The organism is Martinezella rhizogenes (assembly GCF_027460065.1).
Lineage (GTDB): Bacteria > Pseudomonadota > Alphaproteobacteria > Rhizobiales > Rhizobiaceae > Agrobacterium > Agrobacterium rhizogenes_C.
The window spans coordinates 15,394-35,407 of record NZ_JAPYZZ010000006.1; the positions used below are offsets into that span (position 1 = coordinate 15,394).

Annotated in this window: 19 protein-coding genes; 13 read left to right on the forward strand and 6 right to left on the reverse strand. The window is 58.5% G+C overall.

Going from position 1 to position 20,014, the window contains the following annotated elements; translation table 11 throughout:
• Positions 1 to 33 precede the first annotated feature (33 nt).
• Together O8B93_RS11110 and O8B93_RS11115 are read right to left on the reverse strand one after the other, a co-directional pair.
• Positions 34 to 2,775 (reverse strand): phosphoribosyltransferase-like protein, encoded by a 2,742-nt coding sequence (locus O8B93_RS11110; protein ID WP_269709954.1) that lies wholly within the window; start codon positions 2,773 to 2,775, stop codon positions 34 to 36.
• A 10-nt stretch (positions 2,776 to 2,785) separates the two neighbouring features.
• Positions 2,786 to 3,169, reverse strand: a complete 384-nt coding sequence (locus O8B93_RS11115; protein ID WP_269709956.1) for a hypothetical protein — start codon at positions 3,167 to 3,169, stop codon at positions 2,786 to 2,788.
• Positions 3,170 to 3,610: 441 nt separating this feature from the next.
• On the opposite strand from O8B93_RS11115, the gene O8B93_RS11120 reads away from it, so the two are divergent.
• Complete coding sequence (locus O8B93_RS11120) at positions 3,611 to 4,060, forward strand: GNAT family N-acetyltransferase (protein ID WP_269709958.1); 450 nt, start codon at positions 3,611 to 3,613, stop codon at positions 4,058 to 4,060.
• 147 nt (positions 4,061 to 4,207) lie between these two features.
• Here O8B93_RS11120 and O8B93_RS11125 read toward each other — a convergent pair whose 3' ends face one another.
• The gene (locus O8B93_RS11125; RefSeq protein WP_269709960.1) at positions 4,208 to 4,822 is read right to left on the reverse strand and encodes a hypothetical protein; all 615 of its coding nucleotides are present in this window, start codon (positions 4,820 to 4,822) and stop codon (positions 4,208 to 4,210) included.
• Between the two features lie 440 nt (positions 4,823 to 5,262).
• Between O8B93_RS11125 and O8B93_RS11130 the strand changes: the two genes are divergently transcribed.
• The 8 genes from O8B93_RS11130 to O8B93_RS11165 all read left to right on the forward strand — a co-directional run bounded on the left by O8B93_RS11130 (position 5,263) and on the right by O8B93_RS11165 (position 13,298).
• Positions 5,263 to 6,036: a PD-(D/E)XK nuclease domain-containing protein gene (locus O8B93_RS11130; RefSeq protein ID WP_269709962.1), complete on the forward strand. Its 774-nt coding sequence runs from the start codon at positions 5,263 to 5,265 to the stop codon at positions 6,034 to 6,036.
• A gap of 9 nt (positions 6,037 to 6,045) precedes the next feature.
• A complete protein-coding gene (locus tag O8B93_RS11135) occupies positions 6,046 to 6,636 on the forward strand; it encodes a hypothetical protein (protein ID WP_269709964.1) in 591 nt (196 codons plus the stop codon).
• On the forward strand, positions 6,626 to 7,741 hold the full coding sequence (locus tag O8B93_RS11140) for a hypothetical protein (RefSeq protein ID WP_269709966.1): 1,116 nt from the start codon (positions 6,626 to 6,628) through the stop codon (positions 7,739 to 7,741). Before O8B93_RS11135 ends, O8B93_RS11140 begins: the two co-directional genes overlap by 11 nt.
• Positions 7,741 to 8,019, forward strand: a complete 279-nt coding sequence (locus O8B93_RS11145) for a hypothetical protein (protein ID WP_269709968.1) — start codon at positions 7,741 to 7,743, stop codon at positions 8,017 to 8,019. Before O8B93_RS11140 ends, O8B93_RS11145 begins: the two co-directional genes overlap by 1 nt.
• 134 nt (positions 8,020 to 8,153) lie before the next feature.
• Entirely contained in the window at positions 8,154 to 8,819 is a 666-nt protein-coding gene (locus tag O8B93_RS11150; protein ID WP_269709970.1) for a DUF433 domain-containing protein, read from the forward strand.
• Positions 8,816 to 9,232 (forward strand): DUF5615 family PIN-like protein, encoded by a 417-nt coding sequence (locus O8B93_RS11155; RefSeq protein ID WP_269709972.1) that lies wholly within the window; start codon positions 8,816 to 8,818, stop codon positions 9,230 to 9,232. The genes O8B93_RS11150 and O8B93_RS11155 overlap by 4 nt, the downstream gene beginning before the upstream one ends.
• A gap of 22 nt (positions 9,233 to 9,254) precedes the next feature.
• Complete coding sequence (locus O8B93_RS11160; protein WP_269709974.1) at positions 9,255 to 10,190, forward strand: DUF2971 domain-containing protein; 936 nt, start codon at positions 9,255 to 9,257, stop codon at positions 10,188 to 10,190.
• Between the two features lie 132 nt (positions 10,191 to 10,322).
• Complete coding sequence (locus O8B93_RS11165) at positions 10,323 to 13,298, forward strand: TrlF family AAA-like ATPase (protein ID WP_269709976.1); 2,976 nt, start codon at positions 10,323 to 10,325, stop codon at positions 13,296 to 13,298.
• 58 nt (positions 13,299 to 13,356) lie between these two features.
• Here O8B93_RS11165 and scpB read toward each other — a convergent pair whose 3' ends face one another.
• Complete coding sequence (gene scpB, locus O8B93_RS11170; RefSeq protein WP_269709980.1) at positions 13,357 to 14,040, reverse strand: SMC-Scp complex subunit ScpB; 684 nt, start codon at positions 14,038 to 14,040, stop codon at positions 13,357 to 13,359.
• A 10-nt stretch (positions 14,041 to 14,050) separates the two neighbouring features.
• Complete coding sequence (locus O8B93_RS11175) at positions 14,051 to 15,013, reverse strand: DUF1403 family protein (protein ID WP_269709982.1); 963 nt, start codon at positions 15,011 to 15,013, stop codon at positions 14,051 to 14,053.
• 256 nt (positions 15,014 to 15,269) lie between these two features.
• Between O8B93_RS11175 and O8B93_RS11180 the strand changes: the two genes are divergently transcribed.
• The 4 genes from O8B93_RS11180 to O8B93_RS11195 all read left to right on the forward strand — a co-directional run bounded on the left by O8B93_RS11180 (position 15,270) and on the right by O8B93_RS11195 (position 18,609).
• Positions 15,270 to 15,524, forward strand: a complete 255-nt coding sequence (locus O8B93_RS11180) for a type II toxin-antitoxin system Phd/YefM family antitoxin (protein WP_269709984.1) — start codon at positions 15,270 to 15,272, stop codon at positions 15,522 to 15,524.
• A complete protein-coding gene (locus tag O8B93_RS11185; RefSeq protein WP_269709986.1) occupies positions 15,524 to 15,931 on the forward strand; it encodes a type II toxin-antitoxin system VapC family toxin in 408 nt (135 codons plus the stop codon). The genes O8B93_RS11180 and O8B93_RS11185 overlap by 1 nt, the downstream gene beginning before the upstream one ends.
• Positions 15,932 to 15,966: 35 nt before the next feature.
• On the forward strand, positions 15,967 to 17,037 hold the full coding sequence (locus O8B93_RS11190) for a tyrosine-type recombinase/integrase (protein WP_269710299.1): 1,071 nt from the start codon (positions 15,967 to 15,969) through the stop codon (positions 17,035 to 17,037).
• Positions 17,038 to 17,166: 129 nt separating this feature from the next.
• Complete coding sequence (locus tag O8B93_RS11195; RefSeq protein WP_269709988.1) at positions 17,167 to 18,609, forward strand: DUF6880 family protein; 1,443 nt, start codon at positions 17,167 to 17,169, stop codon at positions 18,607 to 18,609.
• Positions 18,610 to 18,747: 138 nt separating this feature from the next.
• Here the strand turns inward: O8B93_RS11195 and O8B93_RS11200 are convergent, their stop codons facing one another.
• On the reverse strand, positions 18,748 to 19,692 hold the full coding sequence (locus O8B93_RS11200; protein ID WP_269709990.1) for a hypothetical protein: 945 nt from the start codon (positions 19,690 to 19,692) through the stop codon (positions 18,748 to 18,750).
• Positions 19,693 to 20,014 lie beyond the last annotated feature (322 nt).

Consider the following 20,014-nt stretch of genomic DNA (forward strand, 5'->3'; position numbering starts at 1 on the left):
TCACAACGAATGAGGAATGCTACGCCTGGGGGATCAACGCTTTTTTCGGCGCGGAAGAAGCGGCGTCCACTCAACGCCGTTCGTCTTCCCCCACGCCCATAGAGGCGTAAAGGTTTGCGTCGGCACATTGAAGGGAGACGCCAGCAGCATAGCACGGTTGCCATATCCGAGCGCTCTGCCGGCAAGCCGTGCCCGATATTGCTCCTCAGACTCGTCAGTCTTTCGCTTGCTCTCCGCCTGAAGCAGCTCTGCGCCGATCTGCGCACTCTTGATCATAAACGCTTCTACCTGTCTTTCCGGCAGGCCCTCGAGCGCCTGTGACAGGAACGGGATCTCCTGTTCTGAGATGTTGCGATAGACCGTCGCAGAAAGGCCGAGCTTTTCGGTGATCGATCCAACCTCTGCAACGCCATCATCCCAGGCAGCCGTGAAGACGAAGCCGATCCGCGAGTCTTTCAGAAAATTCTGAATGTCAATGCTGAAGAGATTTCGATCTTCTCCGAGACTTGCCCGTAGGTCATCGCGCCCGAAACCGGCGGCGAGAATATCTTTCGTCTGCCCACCTGATCCGACGAAGTCGTCGAGGAAAATGATGGGCCGGCCGCCACGCTGCTGGAAAGCGTCATCCAGGTTTAGGCATTCGGAGATGAGCTTGCCCTTAAGATCGGCTGCAAAATAGCCGTGAACTGCCCCGCTGTCGCGCGCGCTGCCGAACGGGATCACTACGCTGCCTTGGAAACTTGGATTGGCCTGGATGAACTTTCTGACCGCATCCACCGTGTCGGCCCTGTTGATCATACGCAGCGCGCTCAGGACGCGGACCGCACATTCCAGATGATCATCTGAATCGAATTGGCGAAGCCAACGTTTCGTCGCAGCTTTTGCTTCCTGCTTGTGCGACGGATGGTCTTGCTCGACGGGTGCCTGAAACGCGTCATATTTCGGTTTGAACTCGGCGATGGCCCTGGCGATATCGGCATGGGCGAGCCTCGATGGCTCCGGTCGGATGTCGAACGGCGCGGTCTCATAGTAGCCGCGATCCTTGAGCCTTGCCTTTAGATCGCCGATATAGTCCGGATCCCTCTTGCTCATCTCGAGCGCCGATTCCGGTAGTATGATCCCGTGGTCGATGCGCAAGAGCTTCTCGATCGCGACGAAAACCGCGTCGGCAATATCGGGATCGGCAAAAGCATATCCAGCTGGTTGGTCCGACAGATAGCTGTCGGCCCAGGCAGTGCGGTTAACCAGATAGTCCTTGAATTCGATCGGGCTGCCCGTCTTGGTGATCAGATAGGCGCGTCCGATCTGTGTGCCTCCAGGGGTCTTACCGATCGGGTGCAGCATTATCGATCCTTCCAGATCGACCCGCGAGCGCTTGGGCTCGCCGAGCGCATCGAGGATTTTCTCGACCTCGGCGATCAACCGGATGCGAAATACTTCGCGCTCCTGCGGTTGCTCGATGACCTCGCGAAATTCGATCAAGCCGTGCTTCTGGTCCTCATCCTGGTTTTGATTCCCGCCGGGATAGGTGCGCTGGAGCTGGAACACTTTCGCCGTCAGGCGGCGCGTGCGCAGGTCAAGCAAGATCGCGCTTGCCTTGTTGATGCGCTCCACCACGGCTGGAGCCGCTGTCGCCAGATCCACGCTGAGCGCCACCGCGAGCACCGGCGCAGTCATCGAGAGTAGTTCGTCATCGTTGTGACGGTAGACCAGATTGAGGACGGCACGGACATCAGTCGCTGCGGCGAGCATCACGAGAGCCGTCCGCACCATCTGCTCGATCGCCACCACCTTCGGGTGGCGGTAGATCTTTGCATAGAGCAGCACGCGCGACAGATGCAGCTCATCGAGCACGGAGATGCCGGACCATTTGATGCCGACAAGGACATGTCGATCCTGGGCCTTGATGTCCCGGCCTGTGTTGCCCGGCAGATCGGTGGCGGGCAGTTCACGTAGCGCGATCTTCTGGACGAGCCGCGAAATGTCAAGAAGCGAGGGCGTACCTGCGTTTCGGGCATCCCGCACGAAGTAGTCGAGCTTGTCGGCGTCGAACGGTCCCGAGATGACCTCGTGAAGTAGTGGAAGGCGGTCATCGATACTGCGACCGACGATGGCTCGGGAGACCTTGTCGATGACTTCTTTGACGTTGGCGGCACGCTGATTGTTGAGCTTGATATAGTCGCTGTCGTGGTCGAGAAGGACGCCCATCAGCCGGCTCATTGCCGGTGACTGAACGACAAAATAGGCGAAAATTTCCGAAAGTGAACGCTGTTCGGCGCGGTGGACAGTGCCGAACTCCACGGGGATAGAGGAGAGAGCGTCGAGGAGATCGATTGCGTGCTCCGAGACATGCGAAAATGCAGCGTGTCCGACGTCGTGAAGGAGGGCGGCCAGTCTCAGTAGATTGACCTTGCTTTGAGGAATGAGATCGCGAAGGCCCTGCTGAGCGCCGAGGCTGTCGATGGCGGCGGTCAGATATTCCACTTGGCGAACGACACCAAGCGTATGTTCGAACCGGGTGTGGATCGCGCCTGGATAAACCCAATGCACGACGCCGAGCTGCCGGATTAGCCGCAGGCGCTGAAGCAACGGACTGTCGAGGACCGCGACTTCGGCACCGCTCAGGCTGATCGTCCCCCAGAGTGCGTCGTTAATTTCCTTGCGGCCAGGATTGTGTCCTTTCTTGATCAGGACATCTGTATAGGCCGTAAGGTGGTCTGCCGCGAACGCCTCGGCGAAGATACGGAACTCCTCCAGCGACAGAGGTTGCGCCATCGATGCGGCCTCAGGCGGAAAAATGGGCCTCGACCAGCTGTTCCAACAGCTCGCGCGGGACGGGATTGCGCTCGATGTAACGCTGTGCCCGATCCGGTGAAAGCTTCACATCAAAGGTGCGGAAAGTCGGATTGTTGAAGGAAACCAGTTCCTTTTCCTTAGCTGCCGTCAGTGTCTCTCGCAGGCAGACGGAATCACCGTGATATGGGTCGACGTAGAACGAGAAATTCGGGCGTATATTGTAGCGATCCTCGGCTTCGACAAGATCGCCGAAGGCCTTTTCGAACCGGCCGTCGAGTTCCGTGTCGGTAAGCCAAAAATGCGTCCGATTTTTCAACGCAAGCATCGCAACGATGCCGGCCACGAATTGATCCGACGTTACAAGCCTTGCCATCGCATAGTCCCCCTGAAAACCGAGGTCATCCGTAACTCCAACTGAAGCGGCGCGCCACTGGAATAGCCGAAAAAACTTAACGACGATCGCTCAGCGATCCCGCGTTGACGCAATTCAGACACATAATGCGCAATCGCGGCATTTTTTCCACAGCACCGGTACGAAACGAGAGGCGTGCGAAGCTTATCACGGATGCGAACAAGGCGAATCGCAAAATTCAACGCAACGCGCTTGGTAATCCGGCCGGAATTCGGTTATTTCAGATTCCCGGTCGGACCCTTCGCACCGCGTGATGTTACTGTCGTTGTCGGCTACAACAACATGGCGTGCGAGTGCCTTCGAAAGTCGGCCGCGGCACTCTGCGGCCTTCGTCACCATCAACAATCGTCCCGCAGAGATAGTGCGTAGACCTTGCCGAAACTCCGTGTTAGCGGTGACCGTATGGTCGAACACGAAATCCGTGCCGCGAGGCCCACCGATTTGCTGGGTGTTCTGGCCCTCGATCGTCAGCTCAACCCCGGCGATCCTGTTCTCGATCTTCCCTCAGCCGAAGCAACGTGGTCGGCATTGCTTTCATGCGGCCTGACAACGGTGTTCGTGGACGAAATGGAAGGCAAGCTTGTTTCGTCCCGCACACTTGCGATTGTGCCGAACCTCTCTCGGGGCGCACGGTCCCACGGAGTGATCGAAAATGTAGTAACGGATGCCGACCATCGTCAAATGGGATTAGGAAGAGCCGTTTTACATTCCGCGTGTAAGAAAACATGGGAGGCGAACTGTTATAAGGTTCTGCTGGCGACGGGCTCTCAGCGGGAGTCTACTCTCAGGTTCTATGAAGGCGCCGGATTTCAGCGAGGCGGCAAAACTTACTTCGAGATTCGTCGACCATAAATTCGCTCGCATTCTAGTGTCCTGCGTTCGAGCGAAATTTGGTCGTCACTGGAGCATATTATTCCACTTTCATGCTTTGTTCGACGTTAGCGTGTCCGGGGGCACAGATCTTGTTTCGTCCACGAACTGTCGTAGCGTGGCGACAGCTTAGTGTAGCGACGCCTGCTCAGATGGCAGCAGTTCGCGCACCGCTGCATCGGCGATCTCTCCGAGTCTACGCCATCCGTAAAGATTACGCTCGCTCACCCGCTCCTGGATCGCAGCCAGCATCCAACCAGCCGCCGCTGCGTTATCGGCGTTCTTATGCAAGTTGAAGTGCTCCAGGCATGCCTCGACAGGCGGGCGAGCCGAACCGCGATGACGATCCATCGTCGCCATCAGTGAACGCGCATCGTGGTAGGCCTTCGCCATGCGCTGCTTGCCTTGCGCTCCGCTCTCGACAATCTTCCGGACGGTAAAAAGGAGGGCCATCAACAAGTCGGCCGTTTCGTCGGGTATAGCTGCCACCTCGACATTGAGTGCATAGCTGACGAACGACAGGCACCACTCCTTGAGCGCGAATGTCTGCTCATATTCGAACATTGCATCAAAGAGCACCGACGATACCTGGTCGTGTTGCAGGTACCGACGAAGAAATGCCGGTGTCAGTTTTGACCCTTCCCACAGTCGGCGCTCAACCAAATCCTCGCTGACGACTGTCGGCCGTCCCTCTTCGTTTTCCACAGATGCGCTGATGGTCCTGATCACACCGGTTCGGATCATATTTGCGAGCTCCGGTAGGCGCTCGCCACCGCGTCGACGGTTTCACTAGCACTCAGCATACGCGACACGACCCAACAGCTGGCAACTCAACAAGTATCAGGCGATGGCCGCTGATGCCTGGTTCGTGGATGGTGGCTTCTACGTGATAGCCTAACACAGCGCAGACCCGTAGTGGGGCCGCGGTCTCTACACACACTCGATTTCCCGTAAGTTGTTGACGCGTTTTCACTACCGCTTGCTGTTTTCTACGGCTTATGGCTGAACTACCGCCATGTTGACTGACATTTTTGCTCGCCGCTTTGATCTCAACACTGTTCGGGGCACCTGCGGGCCGCGGGACAGCCGTTTGCTCGTTCAAGAGGCTAGTCCGGCGTCCATGACATTACGGGCTAAAGCCACCGCCGCAATTTCTGTCGACACGAAGAGTAGGTATCGGAGAAGTGACTCAGGACGAAATTAAACAGTTGTTCGCGGAGCTTATAGTGAGTGTCGGCTCGCTCGAACAACTGGACCCCGCCGATCCCAAGTTTCTGCGATGGAAGCGGGAATGCGCTGTAGTGGTCTCCAGGACTTTTGGGGAGAGTTCGGCGCAGATGAAGTCCTGGAACGATATCCCATATCGCTTGATGGTTTTCGGTAGTAACACGACGAAACATAAACACCACGAAGCCTACCGAAAGGGACTTAGGCAAGCAGTCGAATTCCTTGATTCTTTCCAAGCCGACGTCGTACGGTATGGGTTAAATCGTCCGCCGACCGAGACCAACGCCCAACGGACAGTCGAGAAAATCTGCGACCGTTTCCCTTTGGTCGCGCGGCAGTTGCTCCACAGACACGGCGGTCGAGAAACTCTCGTCGTCAACGACGAGTACGACATCCAGGACCTCATGCATGGCCTCCTTCGACTGCATTTCGACGATGTCCGCGCTGAGGACGCGGTGCCAAGCTATGCGGGTGGAAACTCGCGCATCGACTTCTTTCTGAAATCCGAAGGCATTGTCATCGAAACGAAGATGATGCGAGACTCGCTAACGCCCAAGAAGGTCGGCGAGGAGCTAATCATCGACATCGCCCGCTATCAGGCGCGCGGCGACGTCAAGACAGTGATCTTCTTCGTGTTCGATCCAGCGCACCGGATATCAAACCCGACGGCGCTGCTGGACGTCGAAAAACAGGTCGAGTCCGTTCGGATAAAGGTGATAGTTAGGTCCTAGGGAAATCACATGACGCTGAGAGCCACTGACACCAATCCTTTCCCGGGCCTGTCCGAGGTCAAGACTTCGCTCGTGGACGCGGGCTCCCATAGCTACGAGCTGCTGACCGAGCTCCGTATTCATCCCACTGAGGTCGAAGGTGAAAAGCACACCGTTTCAGTCGAGGTGCTCGAGGCCACAATAACCCTTGAGCTTGAGGGCCTTGATATCGTCCCGCAATCCAAACGCGGCCAACCCGTCGTGCCGGCAGACGGGGAAGTGCCTCCTCACAAGGTTCGGCATTTTCCCGTCAAAGCCGTAGGACGCGACAAATGGAAGGTTTCGGAAAAACAGGCGCCACTGGACGGGGTCTATATTGATTTCCAGCCTCTATGCGGACTTAGTCCGATAGTGGGAAGTAACAGACGGCGTTGTGTCACGTCCTTAGGCGTCAAGCAAAAGCATCTGAAGCTCGACGCATTGTCCCCTCCAATTTGGGGTGTCAGCCAAGACAAGTTGCTGGCAGTGCTCCTTGCGAAATCTCTACATGACAGGACTAGCTCCGGCATATTCCGTGGAGAACTCATTATTTCCAGATCGGAAGTTGACGATGAGGCCTGAAGATGAGCTGGACGACTTGGACGTCGACACGGCCATGGAAGCGGTGGAACGCACGTTGGGAAAGAGTTTCTCCGACGCCGTGAAAGCCCTTGGTCTAGATCATCGCCACAATTTCCGCTGCTCCGACCTCAGAGGCGTGGATTTCACCGATTCCGACATCCGCGGTTTCGACTTCACCGAAGCGATGCTCGATGGTTGCTTCGGGATTAACGTAACTTGGGACAAGACTACAATCCTCGATGGAGCAGCAGCCTCAAACTCGATCTTCGCTCTGGATCGCAGGCTTTCATCGGTGTTCGACGACAATAGACGAGCGTCTTCGGTACTCAAGTTGATGTCCGGCTCGACGGATGCCGACCAGATTTCCTGGTTGGCATCCAACCTCAAAGCAGGCGCGAAGTACAACGACATTGCTAGACATGTGGCGGAAGCCCTCTTCCTGAGGGCTAATAAGGCGTTCCTGAAGGCGGAACTTCTGAACTACGTTATCGGCCCGTTCCAGTCCGACGCTGAGATCATCGATACGGCTCTCGGTCTTCTGGCCGACCCCAATGTGGAGGGTTTGGTAGTACGCGCTGCCTTTGATACGTTGAGGCGCCGGCGCCTCTATTCCAAAGACTTTATTCGAGCGACAGCAACGGCAATGCTCGCCAGTGAAAATTTGGCGCACAGGGTCGCTGCGATGCGTTTCATCGTGCAGACGGGCTTAGAAGACAAGGAACGCGAAGCAGTCATTCGAGCTGCCCGCGCAGATGATGGAAAGCTTTTCCGGCACTACGTCGAAGTAGTCGCCGAGAAGCTGGGCGAGGTCCACGATCTTGTGGTTCACGACCCGCGAACCAACGAAATCATGGACCCAATACATCCTATAGCTGCCGAGACACTTCAGCTAATCGCTCGACGTTGGCTGAGAGCCGAGAAATCCGAGGGCAAAGATGCGCATACGCCTTTGAGGTCGAGGAAGTTGGCCTTTCTCCAGTTCCCCGATCAGGTCGTTGCCCATCAGGCGAACAAGGTAGGCGAAATCTTGCGGTCTCTGACCGAATTCGGCATCAACTACACCCTTTCACCCTCTCTAAATACCGCTCTGCAAAAGGCTGTTTGATGGGGCGCCCGACGCACATTTATACGATCGAAGACGTCGCCACCATGATCGGCGAGAACCTGGAGCTCCTCCAGGAAATCGCTGCCAACTCCGATAACATCGACTACGGCGAAATGGTCCACGTCCATAACGGCACAGAGGACGGCACCACCGGCTTCACCAGGCGAGGCATCGAAAGCCTCCAGGAGTTCCTCGCCGAAACCAGGTCATGGGATGGAGGTATGCGATGTCAGGCTCACAAGCATCAGGGGATTGTGCCTGAAGCATGTGCTTGGTGACAATTGAGCGGCGGGTTTTTATCAACTCCGACGAAGTTGACCGAGCCTGTCTTGTCAATTCACCGCATGCAAGTCCCAAGGCCTTGATATCGCCACCGACAAATTATATATTCCGGCCCATCGGAATAATTAAGATGGAGGCGCACATGCCCGCAGTGGCGGAAATGCTGAAGGCGAGCGAGGCTGCCGTTGTCTCGCGCGTGAGCCTACGCGACGTTAATCGCGTCATCGACGAGCACATTTTGCCGGAAACCTTCGTGTCGCTCGACAACGGTCGGCATGTTCTGGCGGCGGCCTGCTCGCTGATCGCATTTTATTTCGAGAGCGCCCGCCGCCTCACCTCGGAAGAACGACTGTTTGCCATCCGGATCGCAGAGGCACGACTGGCAAGAGCGCGCACGCTCGCATGGCCCGCCCTGTTGAGCGAGGATTGGACCGTGCAGCACGAGTTTCTGACGATCGATCTTATGCCCTTTATGAGAGGTGCGAGCGAACGGCTGGACGACCTCGCCGCAGCGCGAGAGGCCGTCACGTCCTCGCCTGATATCCTTGGCGGGACGCCTGTCATCCGCGACACCCGCGTTCCGGTTTATGATGTTGCCGCATCAGTAGCTGCGGGCCATTCGACGGAGCGCATCCTTGAAACGTGGCCTAGCCTTGATGAAGAGAAGATCAGGCTTGCGTCAATCTTTGCTGAAGCCAACCCCTTGCGTGGCAGGCCGCGCGGCGTCGGCGACCTTCCCGAAGGTTCGGTCATTATCGCAGATCGCCGCGTTCCCCGTCGCAGGAAGGCGGGATGAAGTTTCTGATCGATGAGTGCCTAAGCCCTGAACTGGCTAAGATGGGGTTGGAACAAGGTTATGGCGAAACCAGCCATGTCGTCTGGATGAAACTGGGCGGCCTGAAAGATTGGGAACTCAAACCGATCATTCTTGACGGCGATTGGACCTTTGTTACGAAGAACTCGGTCGATTTCCGCGGTCCGAAGGACAAGCCCGGAACGAAGGGGCAATATGCCGACGTCGCTATCCATGCCGGGCTGATCTGTCTCAACGGCCCGCCTGGCATGGACCTCGATATGCAGATCGAGCTGTTCGAGCAGGCACTGGCTGAACTCGATAACGACGAAGATCTCGTCAATCGGGTGCTGGAAGTTTCCCTCGAAGATGAGGAAGAGTTGCGCGTGCTCCGGTACGCCCTGCCGAGAGAGTAATCATAGCGTTCGTGAGGGAAATATGGCTGAGGCAGCCAAGCCGCCAAAACTTCTGTACAAGTATCGAGCGTTCAGCCCTCGCCTTCTCGACATGCTGGTCGCCGATGAGCTTTACTACTCGGATCCCAGCGACTTCAACGATCCCCTCGATTGTCGCCCAAGCCTCGACGCCGATCTTGCGAATGATCGATTGGAAATGGTTCTCAGCCGTCTGCGCGAACAACGTGCTCTCGCCGAGATGCAGGCCGCCGCAAAATCGCTGAAATATCGCGGTCCGAAAACCATCGACCACATAGCACGGCACAGCCAGAAGGAAGCCGGCCGGCTCCTTGATGAGATCCGCTATCATGCGACCGATCCAAGCTACGATGTAGATGACCCGCTTCGCTGGCTTCTGCGCCAGTATCTCGAGGAGGAACTCCTGCGGCGTTACGATCGCGGGATCGTCTCCTTCGGCTCGCGTGCAACATGCCCCTTGATGTGGAGCCACTATGGCGATCAGCACAACGGCATTTGCGCCGCCTACTCCGTTCCACCGGAGGCACAACCCAGCCTGCATAAAATCACCTATGGCGGCAGCCGGGAGGTTCTGGCCAGCGAAGTGGCCGCAATGGACAACGACAACGAAGCCCGCCGCCGGGTCGACGACGCCGTCCTCCTTCGTAAGGCCGCAAGCTGGGGTTACGAACGCGAATGGCGTCTGATCGGGAAACGCGGCGTTCGGGATTCTCCTCTTGAGCTCGAAGAGGTCATTTTCGGGATTCGCTGCAAATCGACTGTCAAGTTCACCATCGTCCAAGTGCTGTCGAACAGAGGCAGGCCAGTGCGCTTTTTCGAGATGCGCGAGGTCGCCGGCACTTTCCGTCTTAAAAAATATGCTCTCGACACCGACGAGCTTACGGCCTCACTCCCCCGACGATCGCGCTTGGCTCATGAGATGTTCGAGAATTTGGACTGATCTGAACAAGACCCTATGAAATTTCACTTTCAAGCAACCTGCGGCTGCTAAATCTCGATCCCATCACAACATGCGAAGTCCGCCAGACTATAGAGCAGCTATTTCTGCCGGGTAACAAGCGAAGAGGCAATGATGATCGGCAGAGGTTCGCAATGGCGGCGATGGGAGCCACACATCCACGCGCCCGGGACTATCCTGAACAACCAGTTCGGAGGCGGCGACCCGTGGCTTGCATATCTTGCATCGCTGGAAAGCTGCACTCCTGCAATCGAGGCTATCGCCGTCACCGACTACTATGTGACCGATACCTATGAAGAGTTTTTGCGCCGGAAGCAGGCCGGGGGGCTGCCCCATGTGCAGCTCGTCTTTCCCAATGTCGAATTGCGGCTCGACATCGCTGCCAAGACAGGCTTCGTGAACCTTCATCTTCTGGTCAGTCCGGAGGACCCCAATCACCTTGGCGAATTGCATCGAATCCTGCAACGATTGCAGTTTCAGGCGCATGGCGACACCTACAACTGTACGCGCAATGATCTGATCGCGCTTGGCAAGCGCGCCGACCCTTCGATCATGGATGATGGTGCGGCTCTTCGCCATGGCGCGACGCAATACAAGGTCAATTTCGACCAATTGCGCCGCGTGCTGCGCGAGAGCGACTGGGCGAAAGCCAACATACTCGTTGCGGTCGCCGGGGCGGCCGGCGACGGCACATCCGGTCTACGACAGGCCGCCGATGCGACGATGCGTCAGGAGATCGAGCGGTTCGCGCACATTATCTTTTCGAGCAGCCCCGCCCAGCGCGCATTCTGGTTCGGCAAGAAAGGCGTAAGCGTCGAACAGCTGCGCGAGAACTATGATGGCTGCAAGCCATGCCTTCATGGCAGCGACGCGCACGACCAGAAAAGCGTGGGCCAGCCTGTGGAAGAGCGCTTCTCGTGGATCAAGGGTGGGCTTGAATTCGATGCCCTTCGTCAAGCATGCATCGACCCTGAGGGCCGTGCCTATGTCGGGACGGAACCGCCGCGAACGGCGATGCCCTCGCAAGTGATCTCACATATTTCGATCGCGGACGCTGACTGGGCCACGACCCCGGAGATCCCTTTGAACCCCGGCCTGGTCGCCATCATCGGCGCGCGCGGCTCGGGCAAAACAGCGCTCGCGGATATGATCGCCGCCGGATGCGATGCCATTACCCCGACAGGATGGAACGCCAGCGAGAATATCAGTCCCTCCTTCCTCGTCCGCGCCCGCAAGCTGGTCGGCGAGGCCACCGCGACGCTGACCTGGGGCGGAGGCGCCACGGTCACCCGCGCACTTGATGGCCGGGACGCCAACGGGCATTTATCCTTCCCTCGCGCCCGCTATCTGTCACAGCAGTTTGTCGAAGAACTCTGCTCCTCCGGCGGCTTCTCAGACGGACTTATCGCCGAGATCGAACGGGTCATTTTTGAGTCCCACTCCAACGACCAGCGGGACGGCGCCATCGACTTTGCCGAACTGCGCAATCACAGCACCAGCCGCTTCCAGCAAGCCCGCGCGCGCGAAGCCGATGCCATTGCGGACATTTCCGATCGTATCGCCACGGAGCTTGAAAAGGAGAGTTCTGTCGCGACGCTCGCCGCCCAGGTCACACAGAAGACCGGCCTGATCACAAGCTACAACGAAGATCTTGCCAAACTGGTCGTCAAAGGCACGGAAGCGCAGGCGCAGCGCCACACCCAGCTTAGTCAGGCCGTTCAGGTGTTGCGCGGCAAGCTCCAGGGTTTCGGAAACCAACGACGGACGTACCTCGCCCTACAAGACGAGGTGAAAAGCACCCGCGCCACCAAAGCGCCGGAACTATTACGGCAAGCCAAGGAGCGCCATCAACAGGGTCACATGAGCGACCAGCAGTGGGATGAATTCCTGCTGGTCTACAAAGGCGATGTCGACACGAGCCTCGCAGGCTACGTGACATGGGCTGATCAACAGATCGCCGCACTCACGGGTGTTCCGGTCCCGCCCCCACTTCCAAACGTTCCGGTCATCGCCGATGGCGTCGATCTTTCGACGCTGACACTCACCGTTCTTCAGGCCGAAATGACGCGCCTCGAAGCGTTGGTCAGCGCCGACAAGCTAATCCGGGATCAATACTCCGCGCTTTCTGTGCGCATCGCTCAAGAGAACACTGCGCTCCAAAGCTTACAGACCCGGCTCCTGGACGCCCAAGGCGCGGCAGCGCGCAAGAAAGAGCTGCAGACCGAAAGAGACGCTGCCTATGGCAGGGTCTTCGAAGCCATCATCAATGAACAGACGGCGCTTGCCAATCTCTACGCTCCCCTCATGACCCGACTGGCAGCGTCATCGGGAACCCTACAAAAGCTCGGCTTTTCGGTACGCCGTATTGTCGATGTCGAAGCTTGGGGAACCGTCGCCGAGGAGAAGCTTCTCGACCGACGAAAAGCCGGTCCCTTCAATGGGCGGGGATCGTTGATCCAATTGGCCACCACAGCACTCAAGCCTGCATGGGAAACCGGATCGGCGGCTGACGTGCAAGCCGCTATGGCGAGTTTCATCGCCACCTATATGTGGGCGATGATCGGGCACGCTCCCATCCCCCAAACCCAGCAGGCGGAATTTCGTGCTTGGCTGAAAGAGTTCGCCCACTGGCTCTTTGCAACCGACCATATCTCGGTGCGCTACGAGATCGTTTATGACGGCATCGACATCCGCAAGCTCTCACCCGGCACGCGCGGGATCGTCCTTCTCCTTCTTTATTTGGCGTTGGACGATGCGGACGACCGCCCGCTGATTATCGACCAGCCAGAGGAGAACCTCGACCCCAAGTCCGTCTTCGAGGAGCTCGTTTCCTTGTTCATCACCGCCAAGGCGAAGCGGCAGGTCATCATGGTCACCCACAATGCGAACCTCGTGATCAACACCGACGCGGACCAAATCATTGTTGCGGCGGTCGGACCGCATCAGATCGGCGGCCTGCCTCCGATTACATACAAGGCTGGCGGCCTTGAAAACGCCGATATCCGCAAAACCGTTTGCAATATCCTCGAAGGTGGAGAAGAAGCGTTTCGCGAACGGGCTCGACGTCTACGGGTGAGGCTGGAACGCTGATGTATGAGAGCCAGACCTCCTTGAGACGGGAAAGCCTTCCCTTCCTACGGCGCACGCCTCAGTCCTCCAATTCTTGGCTTTCAGTGTCAGCCGTCGCGCCCTCTGCGAACGCCTGCCGGCTGAGCAGCCCGGCATCCTCGAGCCGCTCGAGATCGGGCAGCTCGCGCAGGGTTTCCAGGCCGAACGCCGAGAGGAAATGCTTCGTCGTCACATAGGCGTAGGGTGCGCCGGGTGTCGGGCTACGCGGCCCGGAGCCGAGGAAGCCGGCGTCACGCAGGCTGGCAATGGTGTCGCGGCTCACTTCCCTGCCGAACAGATTTGACAGCTCGCCACGGGTCACCGGCTGCAGATAGGCGATCGCCGCCAGCACCGCAGCTTCGTGCTCGGACAGCGAGGGCGAGGACGACCGCGTTTGCGCCTGCGACGCCCTAATCGCGTCGGCGTAACGCGAACGCGTTCGGTGCTGCCAGCCGCCGGCGACCGACGCCAGTTCATAGGGCCGGTCGCGCAGTTCCTCGCGCAAATCATGGATGAGTAGCTCGACACTGCAGTCTTTTCCGACCACTCGCGCCAAAATCTCACGGGGAACCGGTTCCGCCGAGGCAAAAATCACCGCCTCGACCCGCAGCATCCATTCGCGCCAGCGCAGCTCCGGCGGCAGATCCTCCAGCTCCCGATCGTACAGGACGTCGTCCTGGCGAGCCTTCTTGGCGTTGCGGCGTGGCTGCGGCGTCGCGCTCATACCGGCCGCCTCACAATCCAAATATCCGGAACGACGGTCGGCCGGACAGTTCGCGCACGGCGCCCAAACTCGCCAGCCGTTCGAACAGTCGCGTGCTGGCCCAGCGGGAGAGAGGACTGCCGGGCGCCGACGCCGGCACGGCATCCTCGTCGAGCAATTTCCGGATGACGGCGCCGGCGCCCTTGGTGCGGATTTTTGGCACTACCGCCAGAAGGACATCCGTCCGCCGGGCAATCTCGCCAGCCGACCGCAGCGCCGCGTCGGCGGCGCCGGCCAGGGCCAGGCAGACAGCGCGCGGGAAACCGGCCTCGCCGGGGCGCACGCGGCCCCGGCCCCCGAGCGTGCGAAACGCCGGGCCATACCGTTCGGCCATCAGCAGCGGCACGGGTTTCTCCCATTGCAGCATCGCGGCGATCAGCAGGTCGGCGAGCCCCCAGGCGAGCGGCTCGGCATCCGGGCGAGCGGCAACAATCGCCGTCACCAGCTCCGCCGCGGCAAACGGCGCGGCGCGGCCGGATTGCAGCGCCGCGTCGGCATGGTCGACGGCGCCAGCCAAACCATCGTCCAAGGGAAGGCCGAGCAGGTCGGCAAGTTCGGCCACGCTTTTTGAGGAGAAGCCGGGTTTTCGGCTGGTGAGCCTTTTGTAGGCCAAAAACACGCGTCCGGCCGGGCCAGGGTCATCCCCAGGGGCGGTCAGCAAAAGCGCGTCACGCAACGCGTGTTCGGTCTCGTTGCGGCCGATCAGTCGCACCGCCTCCACCGCGCATGTCAAGGCCTGGCGGGACCGCCAGCAGCCGGCCCAAGCCGGCTCCGAGCGCACGAGATCGTCCAAGGATTTCAGGGCAATGCCGGCAGCAAAGGCGGCGTCGCCTTCGCTGACGTTGCTGAGGTCGCGCCCGCGCGGCAAGGCCCAGCCCGGCAGGTGGGAGGACCAGGAGGCGATCGGCGAGAGTACGGTCACGGGCGAATCCATGCCGCAGAGGCTACACGACGCGTGCGGTTTTTGCCAGAACTATTGCCACAAACCGCACGGCTCGTCGGCAAAGGATTATGTCCAATAATGTTGCATTATCGGACGTTATTTTGTCTGACGTCACAACGTTGTATCATCGCGTCCGAATCAACCGGATTCGCCGGAAAATCGGATCGTTTTGGCGGTCCGCCCTTCAATTTGCCGGCCGACCGTGCCATATAATGGCTAGACAGTCTAGCTAGGTTGGAGCAGATCGATGGAATGGCAGCTACAGGACGCCAAGAACCAGTTTTCGAAAGTGGTGCAAAAGGCGCGACATGAGGGACCTCAGGAGATTACAGTGCGCGGTGAACGCACCGCCATCGTGCTCTCCGCCCGCGACTACGACGCCCTGCGCGCCGGACGGCCAACACTCGTCGACGATCTGCTCGGCGGTCCGGTCTGGGATGATGAACTCGCCGATGCGGTCGCAACCCGCACCAATACTCCCAGCCGCGACGTGGCGTTCTGATGTATCTGGTCGACACCAATGTTATTTCGGAGGCGCGACGCGGCACGCCGCAGGCGGTGTCCTGGCTACGCTCGGTTGACCCGCTCAGTGTCCATCTGAGCGCGCTGACGCTCGGCGAGATCATGCGCGGCATCGCGCTGAAGCACAAATCCGATCCGAAGGCCGCCGCTCACCTCAGCGAATGGCTGCGCAAGCTGCGCCACGATCATGGCGACCGCATTCTGCCGGTGACCGACCAGATCGCCGTCGAATGGGGCCGCCTTGCCGCCATTCGCCCCCGCGGCGATATCGATGGTCTAATTGCCGCGACGGCGATCGTTCACGACCTGATCCTGGTCACGCGCAACGTCAAAGATTTCGAGGATACGGACGCATTCGTGATCAATCCGTGGGAGATCGAGATATGAACGGTGCCTCGGACGCACGACCGGCAGACAACGAAATGGCCTCTCCTGGCAATGCAACGGACGACAGCAATCCGGCCGGTGCTCTCCCCTCCCCCATCGCGAAGGCGACAGGAGCCCCGGCCACGCATCTCGAGCGCCTCGCCGATCGTGCCAGGGGCTACGTCGAGGCGGCGAGTTCCGCCAACACCCGCAAGGCCTATGCGTCCGACTGGAAACACTTTGCCGCGTGGTGCCGACGCGCCAACCTCCCTTCCCTCCCCCCGGATCCGCAGACGATCGGCCTCTACATCACCGCCTGTGCTTCCGGCGCTGCGGAGCGTGGCACAAAAGCCAATTCGGTTTCGACGATCGAGCGGAGGCTTTCATCGCTGTCGTGGAACTATACCCAGCGCGGACTTCACCTCGATCGCGAGGACCGGCACATCGCAACAGTGATGGCCGGCATTCGCAACAGCCATGGAAAGCCGCCGGTGCAGAAGGAAGCAGTTCTGGCCGACGACATCGTCGCGATGATCGAAACCCTCGACCGCGGCGGCCTACGCGGCCTGCGCGACCGGGCGATGTTGCTGATCGGCTATGCCGGCGGTCTGCGGCGGTCCGAGATCGTCGGCCTCGACCTGAAGGCCGCCCAAACCGAGGACGGGCGTGGCTGGATCGAAATCCTAGAAAAGGGAATGCTCCTCACCCTGCGCGGCAAAACCGGTTGGCGCGAGGTGGAAATCGGCCGCGGCTCCTCCGACGCCACTTGCCCGGTCGCGGCTGTCGAGACGTGGATCAAGTTTGCCAAACTCGCGCATGGTCCCCTCTTCCGCCGCGTCACGGGCCGAGGAAAGACTGTCGGTCCTGATCGATTGAACGACAAAGAGGTGGCGCGGCTGGTCAAGCGCACCGCTATGGCGGCCGGCGTTCGCGGCGATCTGAGCGAAATCGAGCGCGCCATCAAATTCTCCGGCCATTCGCTGCGCGCCGGCCTCGCCTCCTCGGCGGAGGTCGACGAGCGATACGTGCAAAAGCAGCTCGGTCACGCATCCGCTGAGATGACGCGCAGGTACCAGCGCCGGCGTGATCGCTTTCGCATCAATCTGACCAAGGCGGCAGGGCTCTAGCATCGCCCTCCCCTGCCAATCCCTGGTGCAAGCGCGAGCGCTCATAGGTCGTACCCTGATTGCCTGTCGTCGACAAAGATGGTTCAAGGCGACATCACCTCGGCTCAATCGCAAAACTCCAGGACACCGATGGCAACGAAAGCGACCCTCAACGCAAAGAACCTCGAAGCGCTCGGTGCGGCACGCCTAGCCGAGCTTCTCATCGAGATCTCCACCGGCAGTGCTGCACACAAGCGCCGCTTGCGCCTGGAGCTTGCTGGCAACCAATCCAGCACCGAGATCGCCCGCGAGGTCCGCAAACGGCTCTCCAGCATCGCCAGAGCTCGCACATTTATCGATTGGCGAAAAGTAAAGGAAACCAAACTCGATCTCGAAACTCAGCGTAAGATGATCGTCGAGACCGTCGCCAAGGACAAACCCGCGGAAGCATTCGAGCTCATCTGGCAGTTTCTGACGTTGGCGGATTCGATCTTTGCCCGATCCGACGATGGCAACGGCACGCTTATCCAAACCTTTCAGCAGGCTTGCTCCGACGCAGGTGTTCTCGCCGAGGCGGCAGCTATCAATAAGGACGTGCTTGCCGAAAAGGTCTTCAAGGCGATGCAGGACAATGGCTATGGGCAGTTCGATGGCCTGATTACCGTGATGGCGGCGGCGCTTGGTGGTGCAGGGCTGGAAAGTTTGAAAGCACTGTTCGTGACTTGGTCGAAGGAGCCGCAAGAAAAGCTTGCGAAGAAGGACCGCAAGGTCATCGGTTGGAGCAGCCAGGGCGAGATTTATGAGGACGAGGTCTTCGGGCGCCACAAGGAGCGCACGATCAGCTACGCGCTGCAGGAAATTGCCGATGCCCAGGGCGATGTGAATGCATATATCGCCCTACAGCCGGAAAAGACCCGTGCCGCTCCAATGGTGGCGGCCGAGATTGCCAACCGCCTGATTTCGGCAGGACGAGCTGATGATGCCCTAAAGGCGCTCGACAAGGTCGACACCAAAGGGCGCAACGACGTTCCCTTCGACTGGCAGCTTGCGCGCATCGAAGCCTTGCAGGCCCTGGAACGAGAAGACGAGGCCCAGGCATTTCGGTGGCAGTGCTTCGAACAGTCGTTGAACGACGAACACCTGCAGGCCTATGTCAGACGTCTACCGGACTTCGACGATCTGGAAGCTGAGGAGAAGGCCTTTGCCTACGCGCAAGGCTTCCCGGATATTCACCGTGCTCTGTATTTCTTCCTGCGTTGGCCGTCGCCGGCCGAAGCCGCAAAGCTCGTTATAAAGCGCCGCATCGAACTCGACGGCGACTATTACGAACTGATGGCGCCAGCGGCAGAGATGCTGTCGGAGAAGCATCCGCTCGCCGCGACGATCGTCTTACGGGCCATGGTGGACTTCACACTGGAAAACGCAAGATCCGGCCGGTACAAGCATGCTGCCCGGCATCTGGCAGAATGTCGGTCGTTGGCCAAACAGGTCGATGACTTCGACGCGATCGGATCGCATGAGGCCTATGTCGCAAACCTGCGGCACGACCATGGACGCAAATCCGGCTTCTGGAGCCTCCTACCAAATTGCTAAATGGGCGTGTTTAGGCTCAAGCCGCCTTCCGGTTGCCTCTGCGAATTCTGATGAGTTCAAGACGGCAAGAGATACCTGCATTCTGCGGCCTTTTGAGCAGATCTGATAGCGGTTCGGCAGAAAGACCGACAGATACGGCTATCGGCCCCGCCCTTCGCGAGGGCGGTTTTCGAGTTGCTGGCGCGCAAGTTCATAAGTATCGCTTATAGCTTGCTGCACGGGCCTCGCGGAATGAATTCGGGAATAATCACTTCCGGTCGTTACCGCAACATCACTCTGGATTGAGCGTTCCAGGTCTGAAAGTCGCCCCTCAACAGTAGGCTTTTGATTGGAACGCCAAGCCGACTTCTCCGCTTCGCGGTCTTGATGCCACCCTTCAACCAGCTCTCTCTGCGTCCAATGCAGCTCGGCTAGGTGAGGATTTTCTAACACCACATCAAGCATCTTTGCCTTTAGGCTGTCTTCCATATGAGGATATGCCTTGTACAACGCGTACGTTCCACAAAAATTTTCGTCACTTGGCAGCCCCTCTTGAAACGGCTTCGCAAAGTGCAGCAGAATTTTGTCCACAACACGATGGCGATCCTCCTTGCTTAGATCGCCAACATAAGGAGCAATAGACTCGAGGGCATAAGCTTGATCGAAACCTTCGCTCATATTCAAGATGCGATCGACAAGAGCCGATTTCCGCTGCCGTGTTTGCAACTTGAAAGTTCCGCCAACCGCTTCAATTCGCTCTGCTGCCATTGCATAATCCCTTTGCAAAGCTGGAGCATATTCAGGATGCTCTGCGAATCCCTCCACAGGCACAGCGTTATCATATAGGGCCTTGCTTGCAGTACCAAGCCGGTTGATATGTTGATGGAATTGTCCGTACGCACTACGCTCAAAACCTTGTTTCACTGACTTGTTAATCAGCTTAAATTTTGTGAAGTTTTTAGACGTTTCCACCGGGTCTTCTGTGACAATGTGATGCGCGATGTTGGCGATCGCATCGTCATCCAAGGCCCCGCCAAGCGCTGGCGTATTTTCGATCGGTATTGGGGCATGGCTATGCAGATCAGGTCCTTCATTGTTCTTCATCTCTCGCACTCCCGAGATCTTAGACATATTGAGATACTATCAGAAAGAGCGCCCAAGAGAAAAAAAGGCTGTTTCATCTGAAATAGGCATTGCGACACGAAAGTCTTGGGTTCGTCCGTCTCTCGGGAACATAGGATAATCACGCCGCGATGATGGAAATTTCCTGCGGCAACGGCCTGAGATCAGCGCAGCCCCCTAACCCAGATGTGGTCTCCAGCGCGACCGATATACTGCCAGCCGAGTGGGGTAAGTGCTTGATGACCTGTGACAGCGAAGAAGATCCAAGAATTGATCTGGCAAGAGCGGATAGGCGTGACCCAAC

Coding starts and splice junctions, on each gene's coding strand:
- O8B93_RS11110 (WP_269709954.1), bottom strand. CDS start 2,775: ATGGCGCAACCTCTGTCGCTGGAGGAGTTCCGTATCTTCGCCGAGGCG.
- O8B93_RS11115 (WP_269709956.1), bottom strand. CDS start 3,169: ATGGCAAGGCTTGTAACGTCGGATCAATTCGTGGCCGGCATCGTTGCG.
- O8B93_RS11120 (WP_269709958.1), top strand. CDS start 3,611: ATGGTCGAACACGAAATCCGTGCCGCGAGGCCCACCGATTTGCTGGGT.
- O8B93_RS11125 (WP_269709960.1), bottom strand. CDS start 4,822: ATGATCCGAACCGGTGTGATCAGGACCATCAGCGCATCTGTGGAAAAC.
- O8B93_RS11135 (WP_269709964.1), top strand. CDS start 6,046: ATGACGCTGAGAGCCACTGACACCAATCCTTTCCCGGGCCTGTCCGAG.
- O8B93_RS11140 (WP_269709966.1), top strand. CDS start 6,626: ATGAGGCCTGAAGATGAGCTGGACGACTTGGACGTCGACACGGCCATG.
- O8B93_RS11145 (WP_269709968.1), top strand. CDS start 7,741: ATGGGGCGCCCGACGCACATTTATACGATCGAAGACGTCGCCACCATG.
- O8B93_RS11150 (WP_269709970.1), top strand. CDS start 8,154: ATGGAGGCGCACATGCCCGCAGTGGCGGAAATGCTGAAGGCGAGCGAG.
- O8B93_RS11155 (WP_269709972.1), top strand. CDS start 8,816: ATGAAGTTTCTGATCGATGAGTGCCTAAGCCCTGAACTGGCTAAGATG.
- O8B93_RS11160 (WP_269709974.1), top strand. CDS start 9,255: ATGGCTGAGGCAGCCAAGCCGCCAAAACTTCTGTACAAGTATCGAGCG.
- O8B93_RS11165 (WP_269709976.1), top strand. CDS start 10,323: ATGATCGGCAGAGGTTCGCAATGGCGGCGATGGGAGCCACACATCCAC.
- scpB (WP_269709980.1), bottom strand. CDS start 14,040: ATGAGCGCGACGCCGCAGCCACGCCGCAACGCCAAGAAGGCTCGCCAG.
- O8B93_RS11175 (WP_269709982.1), bottom strand. CDS start 15,013: ATGGATTCGCCCGTGACCGTACTCTCGCCGATCGCCTCCTGGTCCTCC.
- O8B93_RS11180 (WP_269709984.1), top strand. CDS start 15,270: ATGGAATGGCAGCTACAGGACGCCAAGAACCAGTTTTCGAAAGTGGTG.
- O8B93_RS11185 (WP_269709986.1), top strand. CDS start 15,524: ATGTATCTGGTCGACACCAATGTTATTTCGGAGGCGCGACGCGGCACG.
- O8B93_RS11190 (WP_269710299.1), top strand. CDS start 15,967: ATGGCCTCTCCTGGCAATGCAACGGACGACAGCAATCCGGCCGGTGCT.
- O8B93_RS11195 (WP_269709988.1), top strand. CDS start 17,167: ATGGCAACGAAAGCGACCCTCAACGCAAAGAACCTCGAAGCGCTCGGT.
- O8B93_RS11200 (WP_269709990.1), bottom strand. CDS start 19,692: ATGAAGAACAATGAAGGACCTGATCTGCATAGCCATGCCCCAATACCG.